The sequence below is a fragment of the Labilibacter marinus genome (genome assembly GCF_001659685.2).
In the GTDB taxonomy this organism is placed as follows: Bacteria; Bacteroidota; Bacteroidia; order Bacteroidales; family Marinilabiliaceae; genus Saccharicrinis; species Saccharicrinis marinus.
The window spans coordinates 352,413-364,022 of the sequence record NZ_LXYE02000020.1 but is presented as its reverse complement, the minus strand read 5'-3'; the positions used below and the strand labels follow the sequence as shown (position 1 = coordinate 364,022).

Annotated in this window: 11 protein-coding genes; 3 read left to right on the top strand and 8 right to left on the bottom strand. The window is 35.1% G+C overall.

Annotation, left to right across the window (positions count from 1 at the left end):
* Positions 1–106 precede the first annotated feature (106 nt).
* The 6 genes from A8L32_RS10535 to A8L32_RS10510 all read right to left on the bottom strand — a co-directional run bounded on the left by A8L32_RS10535 (position 107) and on the right by A8L32_RS10510 (position 6,457).
* Positions 107–1,237, bottom strand: coding sequence for a tyrosine-type recombinase/integrase (locus A8L32_RS10535; RefSeq protein ID WP_233145479.1), 1,131 nt, complete (start codon positions 1,235–1,237; stop codon positions 107–109).
* 206 nt (positions 1,238–1,443) lie between these two features.
* Entirely contained in the window at positions 1,444–3,537 is a 2,094-nt protein-coding gene (locus A8L32_RS10530; RefSeq protein ID WP_066630506.1) for a protein-disulfide reductase DsbD family protein, read from the bottom strand.
* A 501-nt stretch (positions 3,538–4,038) separates the two neighbouring features.
* Positions 4,039–4,335, bottom strand: coding sequence for a hypothetical protein (locus tag A8L32_RS10525; RefSeq protein WP_066630504.1), 297 nt, complete (start codon positions 4,333–4,335; stop codon positions 4,039–4,041).
* Between the two features lie 232 nt (positions 4,336–4,567).
* Complete coding sequence (locus A8L32_RS10520; protein ID WP_143525064.1) at positions 4,568–5,134, bottom strand: hypothetical protein; 567 nt, start codon at positions 5,132–5,134, stop codon at positions 4,568–4,570.
* A 26-nt stretch (positions 5,135–5,160) separates the two neighbouring features.
* A complete protein-coding gene (locus A8L32_RS10515; protein ID WP_066630490.1) occupies positions 5,161–6,075 on the bottom strand; it encodes a DUF6588 family protein in 915 nt (304 codons plus the stop codon).
* Between the two features lie 190 nt (positions 6,076–6,265).
* The gene (locus A8L32_RS10510; RefSeq protein WP_066630488.1) at positions 6,266–6,457 is read right to left on the bottom strand and encodes a cold-shock protein; all 192 of its coding nucleotides are present in this window, start codon (positions 6,455–6,457) and stop codon (positions 6,266–6,268) included.
* Positions 6,458–6,910: 453 nt separating this feature from the next.
* Between A8L32_RS10510 and A8L32_RS10505 the strand changes: the two genes are divergently transcribed.
* On the top strand, positions 6,911–7,153 hold the full coding sequence (locus A8L32_RS10505) for a Nif11 family protein (RefSeq protein ID WP_066630486.1): 243 nt from the start codon (positions 6,911–6,913) through the stop codon (positions 7,151–7,153).
* Between the two features lie 44 nt (positions 7,154–7,197).
* The gene (locus tag A8L32_RS10500) at positions 7,198–7,512 is read left to right on the top strand and encodes a hypothetical protein (RefSeq protein ID WP_066630485.1); all 315 of its coding nucleotides are present in this window, start codon (positions 7,198–7,200) and stop codon (positions 7,510–7,512) included.
* A gap of 97 nt (positions 7,513–7,609) precedes the next feature.
* Here the strand turns inward: A8L32_RS10500 and A8L32_RS10495 are convergent, their stop codons facing one another.
* Complete coding sequence (locus A8L32_RS10495; protein ID WP_066630484.1) at positions 7,610–8,953, bottom strand: deoxyguanosinetriphosphate triphosphohydrolase; 1,344 nt, start codon at positions 8,951–8,953, stop codon at positions 7,610–7,612.
* Positions 8,953–9,669 (bottom strand): M48 family metallopeptidase, encoded by a 717-nt coding sequence (locus tag A8L32_RS10490; protein ID WP_066630482.1) that lies wholly within the window; start codon positions 9,667–9,669, stop codon positions 8,953–8,955. Before A8L32_RS10490 ends, A8L32_RS10495 begins: the two co-directional genes overlap by 1 nt.
* A gap of 340 nt (positions 9,670–10,009) precedes the next feature.
* Here A8L32_RS10490 and A8L32_RS10485 point away from each other — a divergent pair, with 340 nt between their 5' ends.
* Positions 10,010–11,560 (top strand): T9SS type A sorting domain-containing protein, encoded by a 1,551-nt coding sequence (locus A8L32_RS10485; protein WP_066630480.1) that lies wholly within the window; start codon positions 10,010–10,012, stop codon positions 11,558–11,560.
* Positions 11,561–11,610 lie beyond the last annotated feature (50 nt).

Sequence of the window (11,610 nt, the reverse complement as noted above, 5' to 3'; positions counted from 1 at the left end):
TACCTAGGAAAACAACCTTAGGTGTTGTTATTTTTGTTTTAACAAACCTAAAGGTGCACAATACATGCCATATAGGCAAGAATAACACACCTAAATATGTTAAGTACTATAAAATGTCATCTATTGGGTTATTAATTTTTGCAATCTCATGTGATGAAACATGAGTATATATTTCGGTAGTTTTTGATGAGCTATGACCAAGTAGTACTTGTATATATCTTAAGTCTACTCCTTGCTCTAATAAATGTGTGGCAAAAGAATGCCGAAGCATATGTGGGGTTATTCGGCGTTGAATTTTAGCCCTATAACTTGCTTGTTGTAAAATTTTACCAATACTGGTGGGGCTATACTGTGTATTCGGGTATTGTCCTTCGAATAGCCAATACTTTGGCCTATACTCTTTAAAGTATTTGCGCAGTTCCTCAAGTAGGTTAAGCGACAATAACGAATATCTATCTTTATTACCTTTTGCATTTCGTATCAAAACCTGTTGTCGTTCACTTAAAATATCAGCTATTTGAAGATTTATAAGTTCACTCCTTCGTAAACCAGCTGAATATATCAGAGATAAAATACAACGATGCTTAAGGTTTCTACATTCGCCAATAATCGCTTTTATCTCCAATTTGCTTAATACTTGCGGCAATTGCTTTTGCTTCCTTGGCCTATCTACACTATACAACTCCTTGGGTCTTTCCAGCACCTTTTCGTAATAAAATTTTATGGCGTTAATCCGTTGGTTCTGTTCTGAAGCACTTATTTCAAATTCCCTTATTAAATTTAACATATATTGATTCACATCATCATTCGATAATTGATCGATACTTTTTGGTGCAAAAGCATGAATAAAATCTTTTATATAAGCTTTATATGTACGGTGTGTACTTTCACTATAACGTTTCTGTTCTAATTTTTCGGTGTAGCCATTGGGCAATGGCGTTGTTTGGCGATGAAAATATTTGCGTTTTTCTGGTTTTTTAGGCTCTGTTACAGGAGGTTTCTTGCGCAGGCCTGAATAATTAAGATACGTAACACCCTTAAAGCGCTCAAAAAATATGTTTAAATTAAACTTATCTTCAGATATATACCAGTACTTTTTTGTCTGGCTCCATCGCGTTCCAGATATGGCTTTTAACATATCTGCCCATGCAGTATTATACTCAAATATTATAGCAATAATACTTTGCCCTTTATGAGTGTCTCTTTTCAGTTCTATTTCAAGCTTTTTGGCAGTCAATGTTATAAAGTTCAGTTAAACAAGTTATTCCATGCCAAGATCATGAATACAAGGCAGCTATTTAAATATATAAAAAACTAAATATATTCTTACTATTAATAGCAATAATAAAGCTAATAGCTTATTAAGCTAAAGTTATCTCAATAATAAAAAAGGCTGACATCATTAAATATGAAGTCAGCCTTTCCCACTTGTATTATTATTTCTTACTTCTTAAAATTGTCTTTGCCCTGTTGTAGCCAATCGCCATATTTTTTAACATCGCGTTCAAAAGCTTTGGGTTTTATTAGGTTCTCCTCATTATGATCGACAATCACATAATATGGCTGACTATTAATCTTATATCTTGATATCTGAAAATCACTCCACTTGTTTCCTACCGTCCTTATTTTTTTACCCGTAGTTTCAGATACAAACTGCTCTTCCTTAGGCAAATCAATTCTTGAATCAACATACAAGGCCACAATTACATAATCATTTTTCAATAAGGAGTTCACGTTAGGATCCGACCATACATTAATTTCCATTTGACGGCAATTAACACATGCTTTTCCTGTAAAGTCGAGGAACAAGGGTTTGTTGACTAATTTGGCATACTCCAGCGCCTCATCATAATCATGGAATACGGATAAACCTTGCGGACCTACATGCAATTTCTCCTCTAGCTTTCTTTGCTTTTCGCTTATGGGAACACTGCTTACATTAATGGCCTGTCGAGCGCGATTACCCACACCCTCTGGTGATTCGGCATATTCCATTGGTGGTGGAAATGCACTTATAAGCTTTAACGGTGCTCCCCATAAACCTGGTATCATATAAATGGTAAATGATAATACAAACAAACCCATAATCAATCGACTTACCGGTAGGTATTCCATAGGTGAATCATGTGGCAATCTGATTTTTCCTAACAAGTAGAAACCCAATGCACCAAATATGGCTATCCAGATAGCAATAAACACTTCTCGCTCCAATAAGTGAAGGTCTAATACCAAATCGGCATTCGATAAAAATTTAAAGGCTAAAGCCAGCTCTAAAAAGCCCAGTACTACTTTTACCGAGTTTAACCAACCTCCCGATTTTGGCAATGAATTTAAATACCCAGGGAACATGGCAAACAAGGTAAACGGTAAGGCCAATGCCAACGAAAAACCAAACATCCCAATTAATGGAGCCATTCCTCCTTCAGAGGCTGCTGTTACCAGTAGCGATCCAACAATGGGCCCAGTACACGAAAACGAAACTAAAGCTAAGGTTAAGGCCATAAAGAAAGAACCTATAATTCCACCTTTATCTGCACCCGAATCTGCTTTATTAACCCACGATGACGGCAGTACTATTTCAAAAGCACCTAAAAAGGATATGGCAAATACAACCAATAATACAAAAAATGCCAAATTGAACCAATGGTTGGTGGATAGTGCATTTAAAGAATCTGCTCCAAATAATAATACAACTAACCAACCTAAGATTACATATATTAAAATAATGAAAATTCCATATTGAATGGCATTTCTTATTCCTGCTGCTTTTGAAGTACTTTGTTTGGTAAAAAAGCTTACTGTCATCGGTATCATCGGAAACACACAAGGCGTTAACAAAGCTGCTAATCCTCCTACAAAAGATAATAGAAAAATACTCCAGTAACTTTTCTCCTCTTCTTCACCCTCTGCTGTCTCAGAAGAAGTTTCAACCGTAGTCACTTCCGTCTCATCCACTTCTTTTACACTAATTGTTGTAATACTTTTAGGAACATCTGCCTTAGCTACCATAGATTGTTCACTGGCATCTGCTTTAGTGCTTAGCTTTTCGGCAGTTTTAGCAATAATCCCCTTCATACTTAAGTCAAATTCATCATCACCTTGCACACACATGCCTGTTTCATCAGAACAACTCTGAAATTCGAAGGTACCTTTTACCTGAAGAGGTAATTCCTTTACAACAATAGTTTGGCGCATTTCTGCCTTATCCTGAAAATAACTTACCTCCCCTTCCCAAAGGTCATCGTACTTTTTAATGGAATTAATAGGCTTCACATCACCTACTCTTTCGTATGATGCATGCTCCTCAAAATCGAAGGTGATTAAAAGAGGGCCCAGTTCGGCATCAAAATCATTGGAGTATGTGTGCCAAGTTTTTTCTATCTGACCTTTAAAAATGATATCTACTTTATCGCCTACTGCAGCTTCCTTTTTAGATAGTTCAACGGTCCATTTCGCAGGTTCTTGAATTTGAGCTGTTGCAACTATGCTAACTATTGTTAGCAAAAGGGCTGTAAAAAAAGTGAATTTGTTTTTCATGATGATTATTTCCTTTCAATGATATATGCTTTATAGAAGCGAACTAAACGACTTCAACATATGCCTATTTTTTATGACTACTTAAAAATACTAAAAACGACTAAGATATCACTTAGCTATAAATGATTTAATGACTTTTAAAAGGTTAATTCAACCTTCACTGTTATTCATTGCTTAGCTAAAATCTTTATGCATTTGCTTTTATAGGACGTAGGAAAGTTAACATCCTTACAATACGAAGTAATAAAACTTAAATGATTCTCTGGGTTAATGTTTAGTTAATATTCTATTTAGCTAGGATAAGAATACTCTCCCATTAATATAACTCATTAATTATATGCCACTTTTAACAAAAAAACACTGCATCTCTAATGCATGAAAATGTATAAAAAAAAGGCTCCTCTGCAACTAAGCAGAAAAGCCTTTGGTAATATTAAGAGTCATATTTTAACTCTTATTGAGTAAATCTTAATAAGGTTTCCCTTATTTTAAGTGTGTTCATTATGCTGGGTCAACTGTACTTCCATCTTCGGGCAAATGAACAGGTGCATCTGGCAAATGATCTGGTCCTGGATACTCAGGTAAGTGCTCTGGCCTCTGGTCTTCTGGTAAATGCACTGGGGTCTCCTCAGGTAGATGGTCTGGCCCTGGGTATTCTGGTAAGTGATCTTCAATACCTTCAGTTGGCAAGTGAGTTGGTGGCTCAATTGGTTTCATATCATCATCTTTATTACACGATGTAAAACTTAATCCTAATACAAATAACCCTGCTACCAATACTCCTGTTAACTTTTTCATGACTCAAAAATTTTAATGTTAAATACTTTATTAATTCTACATTACAAAGATTCATGCTTTTGCCCTGAAATTTCATCCATATTAGCTCAACGAATAATCCAAAAAGCTCAAACATCAAATGGTAGCATTCAACAAAAAAAAGCAGCCTTATTAACTATAGTATATTAACAAAAAGGCTGCTTACGAAGTATTCACCTCAAAAGCAGCCTTTAAAATATCGTAAGCGATTATCTTAAATCATCTTAACCGTTTCTTTTATAACCAAACCTTGTTTTACAAACACCTCAACCTCCATGTTTATCTTACTATCTGCCGGCATCGTAGTTCCTTCAATGTTAAACTCAACATCTCCCGAAACCATTTTATCTATAATAATAGAACGCATTTCATTGCTTAAAGCAACAACACCAGCCTTAATTAAATCGCCTGAAATATAAAAAGTCTTTTCTTCTGCAGGAACCTGAAACATATAGTTGTTCAACAATTCTTTCTCCACTCCTGCTATCTCAATAGAAAGATCCATAGTAACAGATTCTGCGGTATTTTTAGGTAACTTTTTAACCACAATCCAAATACCTTCAATGGTCACATCTTCTATTTGCCCATCCTCTCCAAAATCTAAATCGTTAACTGCACTTAAAATTTCTGACGACTTTAAATATTCTGATTCGCTAAAATCTCCTTGACCATCAATGGTATATTCTAAACTTTCTTCAATGGTAGGATATAGACGAATATCTTTTTCTTCGCAAGCTGTAAAAACAACAACTGCTAACAATGCTATTATTATCTTTTTCATCATCATGACTATATATTTTTCGTTTTTTATTTCTGATTAATTCCAATTCCTAATCCTACGGCAAAGGTATTTTGCTTGGCCATGTTATAGTCTCCGTGCAATTTTACAGGGCCCATATTAATGCATAATCCTATGGTAGCTCTCATGCTTCCTTCGGTTTCCATCTCAAAAGCAATTTGATCGCCAGGCTCTGGTGCATCCTTACTAGCACTTAAACCTTCGTATGTGTAGGTAATGTTTACTTTGTCGCTCTCGTATGCCAAACCTCCATAAAAAGTAACTACGGGCACAGCAAAACTAGCCTGTAGGTTAACTACATTAGTTTTAGTATCCATGTAATCACCTACCGAAAATTTTTGATGATAATAACCTACTGCCATTTTAAATGGTAATTTACTGATGTACTGATCAACACTATGTCTGATACCCCATCCAAATAAATCTATATCACCTATATCTTCAACACCCGTCTTAAAAAAACGAGCTGTAAAATCGGTTCCATATAACGAACCAATGGTTATTTGAGGCATAGCTAATGGCATGTAATCAATATCAAATCCACCGGGTAAATACATGGCCTGTCCGCTTTCGTTCTCAATTTTTGGTCCTTCTGTTGGTCCAAATACGGTTGGTGCATTAGGTACGGTTTGGGTAGGTCCAAAAGCCGGATCATCAATGGTTGCGGTAAAAAATTTGGCATCGCTCGAAATCATAGCTACCTGACTAACGACCCCAATATATAACTGGAAGCCATTTTTCTTGATTTCAGCATTGTGAAATAATCCACTATTTAAATCTGAGGCAAAAGCATTGGCAAATGGTTGTAGGTATTTTTCTCCATTATCAGCGGTATACTTAGATAAGTAATCCTCTAAACTTTGCGCCTGCCCTATAAAAGGACAAAGCAATAAAAGGAACGCTACAAATAAGTTCTTTCTCATAAAATGTTGTTTAGATTTATATAATTGGATAAATGTAGCTCACAAAAGGTTAACCTGTCAATAGCTTCTTGACTAACACGGTCTTTCATTAGACTAAATGATTATATGGGCTGTATAAAATAAAAAACCCCGCTTTAAGTAGCAGGGCTTGGGATTTGCGAATAATTTTATTGAAATATCTTGTATCTCGTTATGCCAATTTAACATTTACCGCATTTAATCCTTTTTTACCTTCTTTAAGTTCAAAGGTAACGTCATCGTCTTCCTTGATATCATCAATTAGACCTGTAACATGAACGAAATATTCATTGTTAGATTCACTGTCTTTTATGAACCCAAATCCTTTAGATTCATTAAAAAATTTAACTTTTCCTTCTTTCATAATAAATTGTAAATAATAACTAATAATATAACCTGAATTCGATATAAAACTTGAAATATCAAGTCTTAATTCAATACAGCCTATTACAAATGTACCATTAAAATGTTGTAAATCAACCTAATTGGTAAAAAAGATGAATAATTTACTGTTAAGTTAAAATACGTACGTAAATAATTATTATTCAACTAGATAAAAGCACCTACGCCATATTTCTCTCAAAAAAACTTACTAAGTTTTAAGAAAACCAACCTTTTACATTAAGCTAAGATTAATCTCTTCATTTGGCATCATAGTTTCATTCAGGAACAGAACTTGCATTACTATAGTACACCTCTCTGGAGATTTATAAAATACAGTGAACATAGGGGTTTGGGAACTTATTACACATTACAATTGTGTATAAACACACCAAAAAAGTTACAATAATGTAGGACAATTAGAAAAGGAGGGCTTATGTCAATTCAAAATGCGAAAAGATTTATTGAGAAGGTGAAAGAAGACACCATTTTTAGAAAAGAAATGTACAAGGTAAATGGCATTGATGGTTTTAACGAGTTTATCGATAAAAAACAATTGCCTTTTAACGAGACCGACTTTGAAGAGGCGCATAGCATGATGATGTTTAAGTGTCAATTTGCAGAGGAGCACGACGAACTGGAAAACACCGTAAACTTAATTAAGCTAGTGGTGATGTAGCTTTTGTATATTATTTAATTTCTAACTTTTAAAACACATATATCATGAGCATCAATTATAGACCTTTAGGACATGTAATGGAAATTTTAGAATCAATAGGGATTCCTGTATCATATAGCTACGACGACCTGGTTTTTGTAGAAAACAATACGCTTTTGGTTAAATTCAATGATGAAGATACTAAGCAGTTATTCCTTTACTTTAACAAAGATATAGAAGGCAACGTAGCGTACGAAATTGAAAAATCGTTGATGAATGCTGCCATGGATAAAGGCTACACTTTTATGAATTCGGGTAAATATGATATAAGAACCAAAGATGAAGCCAAGGAAGAATTAGAACTGATTTTTTTAAATTAGAAACTGGTAAATTGGTCAATAGTCATTAGTCAGCAGTCAATAGTAATTTCATTAGCAGTTACCAATGACTATTGACCAATGACTAATCATCTATGGCCTAAAATCTTTTATCTGCCAACCCTATTCCGTTTATCTTACGATATAAATCGAGGGCGTAAATATCAGTCATGCCACTGATAAAATCCAACACAGATTGCAGTTTTTGGTAAGCTGAAGCTTCATTGGATACTTGGTATTGCTCAGGTATAAAAGCAATCAACATCTTAGAATAAATATCGTCGGTATTCAACACCGCCTTGGAGAACTCATGTAACAAAGAACCTAGAATTTTAAATCCTGATATTTCAATCTCTACTACCGACTGATGATTATAAATGCTTTGCACCGATATTTTACCACAATTCTTAGCAGCCTCTAGGGTTTTTCCTTCCAGATGTTTAATTAAACTACCAGAAAAACTACCATCCATAATAGCATCGTAATTATCTTTAAATATTTGTGTGCATTTACCCACTAGCTTACCAATAACCGAAGCCCTAATAAAAGAAATTTGCTCGTTTATATCCGTTACTTCTTTACTGACTTCTGCAATTTTATCACGGGTAGTTTTATCCTCCTCATCTGCTATATAAGCCAACAAAATATCCTTGGTTTGCTGCGTATCTAATATCTTCAATTTATGAGCATCTTCTACATCCATTACCTGATAACAGATATCATCGGCTGCTTCTACCAAATACACCAAAGGATGTCGACAATATACACCAGCTTCAGTTTCTAGCAAGCCAAGTTCTTTTACTACTCGCTCAAACATTTCTTTTTCCGACTGAAAGAAACCATACTTCTTTTTATCGCTTAAACCCGAGGCATAGGGATATTTTAAGATGGATGCAACCGACGAATAAGTCAGGCCAAAACCACCTTTTCTACGTCCTTTAAATTGGTGGGTAAGAATTCGAAAAGCATTGGCATTCCCTTCAAATTCAATCAGGTCATTCCATTCATCATCAGAGATTTTATGTTGCTCCTTTAAGCTTTTTCCTTCACCTTTTTTAAAATAATGTGATAGTGCCGACTCGCCCGAATGACCAAAAGGTGGGTTACCCATATCGTGTGCCAAACAAGCCGTAGCCACAACACTACCTATCTCTGCAATTAAATCATTTTCCAGTCCTTTTTCTTCCAGTAAAAACTCAGCAATATTATGTCCCAAGGAACGCCCCACACTAGCAACCTCCAAACTATGGGTTAAACGGTTGTGCACAAAAACACTTCCTGGCAAAGGAAACACCTGCGTTTTATCTTGTAAACGCCTGAATGGAGATGAGAATATCAAGCGGTCGTAATCGCGCTGAAATTGGGTACGTTGGTGTTTTATGGTAAGAACGCGGTCTTCCTGACCTGTTCGTTTTGTCGATAATAATTGATTCCAGTTCATCATTAGTAAATTACGGTTCGATAATCCTTCATTTCTTTGTCGAGCATTTTAGCCCGTCCTTGCGTTACCTTATCCATTAAAGCCCAAAATCTGGGTCCGTGATTTTTTTCTTTGGTATGACAGAGTTCGTGTAATAACACACTGTCTATTAAACGGTCGGGCAAGCGCATTAAATGCAAATTCAAGTTGATGTTATTTACATTGGAACAACTACCCCATCTGCTTTTTAAATTTTTGATAAAAACCCGATTATAAGAAAACCCAAATTGTAGAGCCAATTGGTGTAAACGCTGAGGCAAATAGTTTTTAGCTGATATGCGCATAGCTTCTTCAATTCCATAGCGAATATTATCCTGTACCGATGCCGATTTTACGTCCAGTTTTGCAGGATATTCAATAAACAGTATGCCCTGTTTAAGCTGCATCCGCATCTGCGAAAGCGAAGATTTTTGAATGCGTAATGCGAAAGAGCGCGTTTTAAATTGGGTTTGCTCATCAAATATGGTCAGGTCGTTTTCTTTTTCCTTTACCTTGGCCATATTGTTCAGAATCCACTGCTTGTTGGACTCCACAAACGCCAATGCCTCGCGTGGATGCATATCTGCAGGAACTACCACCTTTACAGGCTCAAAAGGTTTTAATTTAATAGACAGCCTTTTTGCCTTTTTGCTGGCCTGAAATAACACAGGCCCTACTCCTTTTATGTCTATTAACTCCATGCTTGCAAAATAAGGTATTTAATGATTGACTAGCAAACCCATAACAAAGCATAATCATGATCTTTTAAAAATGTTTAAAACATGAGTTTATTATTATCGAAAAAGCATGCCTCTAAATATTTACAACATATGCTTTAAGCGTATCTTATTTGCAGTTCCAATCTCTCACAAGAATAAAATTAAGTACTTTTTATTCTTTTATACTCCATAAAATCACACTGACTTACTACTTTATTTTAAAAACAAATAAAGCTTTATACTATCTACATTATATATTGATTCTGAATACCTTATTTCGTAACTTTTATTAAGTCTATTTATTCACATAAACTATATAATTATGAAATCGAAACGTATACTTTCATTTTGTGTAGTTATCTTAATATTATTTTCGATACCTACGCTGGCACAAACCGAATCAGGTCTCTTAAAAAGTTACACTTTTGCAACAACAACCCAATACCAACGACAGTACTACACTAACCAAGCTAATTACTTACAATACGAAAGCGTTATTAATTCAGATGGAATTGTATATACACTTTGGATTGATAACTATGAATTATTCTGCTTTTCGCATGATTTATCCACAGACACCTGGGTCAAAGAAAAAATTGAAACAGGTCATGATGGGGATATTCACCAAGCTTTTATGGGATTAACTGGAGATAACCAAAGGGTAATAGTATATTCTTACAACCCTTATTTTAACTATGGTGCATCGACTGGTTATGGCAAAGAATTTTGGGACACCACAGTGGCTATGGTTGAAACCCCTAGTGGGTGGGAGTCTAAAACTTACTTCACGCAGGCTGGTACTGGGTTTAGTTCAAATTATGGTTTGTTGCCGTATTGCATTACCTCAGGTTCGGATGGTAAAGTACATATAACATTGCACCGACAAGGTTGGTATACTTATGGTGGCGAATTGCACGAAATTATCATTGAATACGCAAATGATGCAGTACAGTGGGGAACTCTAACCGAAATTCATACTTATGCCGAAGGTAGCATAGACAAAGCAACTGCTTGGATTGGCAGGCAAATACTTCATGCAGACAGCAAATATCTTTTATACTATAAACTTTCACCAACTCAGGGAACATACTATATTGACTATGCAGTAAAAAACGATATAGGATGGCAAACACCAGTGAGGTTAAGAACTACCACCAAGGGTAACTATCATTATATCGACCTGGATTCTGATAATGACGGTAACTATTATTTTATGTACATCGAGAATAACGATCAGGCAGGGCCAAGTTTATGGTTAGATAAAAACAACATTAGTCTGGATAATGTATTCAATCCATTTAATTCTGATGATGAAGCGATTAAAGCTAATTTATTCCCCCAAGATGATGGAAGCACTCAAATTGTGGTTTACCTAAAAGATAAACTGCCAAAGATTTTTAACTACGCTAACGGTACATTGACTACTCTAGATCCCCTAACTTTCGAAAACAGCGAAAGCGAAACATTGTGGACTGGTAAAACTTTCCAAAAAATTCATGCACATTCAATTTTAAGCGATCATGTAAATGCTTACGGATATGCAGGAATAAGTAACGGATCTTCAACGTCTAATGATATTACTACCTACTTTGCATACCCATTGTTATTTGTAGAAATAGAATGGACTTTTGACACTGCTATAAATGATAGAAATAGTATCAATCCTTATCATTTATATCCTAATCCAATGGGTTCTTTGTTGTATATAGAAAACATCAAGGGTGACCAAACGATTAGAATATATACCGCAACAGGAAAACTAGTCATAACTAAAACATACAACGCCACCAAGGGTATTGATGTGTCTATGCTTCCAAAAGGAATGTATATACTAAATATTGAAGGCAATAGCATAAAGTTTATAAAAAAATAAAACCTACAATATGTCTATTAAATGAACGACAACTACGAATATTTATGGAC

What these genes read in the sequence shown, in the direction of transcription:
- A8L32_RS10500 (WP_066630485.1), top strand. Translation starts at nt 7,198, where the DNA reads ATGAGCATCAATTATAGACCTTTAGGACATGTAATGGAAATTTTAGAA.
- A8L32_RS10510 (WP_066630488.1), bottom strand. Translation starts at nt 6,457, where the DNA reads ATGAAAGAAGGAAAAGTTAAATTTTTTAATGAATCTAAAGGATTTGGG.
- A8L32_RS10515 (WP_066630490.1), bottom strand. Translation starts at nt 6,075, where the DNA reads ATGAGAAAGAACTTATTTGTAGCGTTCCTTTTATTGCTTTGTCCTTTT.
- A8L32_RS10530 (WP_066630506.1), bottom strand. Translation starts at nt 3,537, where the DNA reads ATGAAAAACAAATTCACTTTTTTTACAGCCCTTTTGCTAACAATAGTT.
- A8L32_RS10525 (WP_066630504.1), bottom strand. Translation starts at nt 4,335, where the DNA reads ATGAAAAAGTTAACAGGAGTATTGGTAGCAGGGTTATTTGTATTAGGA.
- A8L32_RS10505 (WP_066630486.1), top strand. Translation starts at nt 6,911, where the DNA reads ATGTCAATTCAAAATGCGAAAAGATTTATTGAGAAGGTGAAAGAAGAC.
- A8L32_RS10490 (WP_066630482.1), bottom strand. Translation starts at nt 9,669, where the DNA reads ATGGAGTTAATAGACATAAAAGGAGTAGGGCCTGTGTTATTTCAGGCC.
- A8L32_RS10495 (WP_066630484.1), bottom strand. Translation starts at nt 8,953, where the DNA reads ATGATGAACTGGAATCAATTATTATCGACAAAACGAACAGGTCAGGAA.
- A8L32_RS10520 (WP_143525064.1), bottom strand. Translation starts at nt 5,134, where the DNA reads ATGAAAAAGATAATAATAGCATTGTTAGCAGTTGTTGTTTTTACAGCT.
- A8L32_RS10485 (WP_066630480.1), top strand. Translation starts at nt 10,010, where the DNA reads ATGAAATCGAAACGTATACTTTCATTTTGTGTAGTTATCTTAATATTA.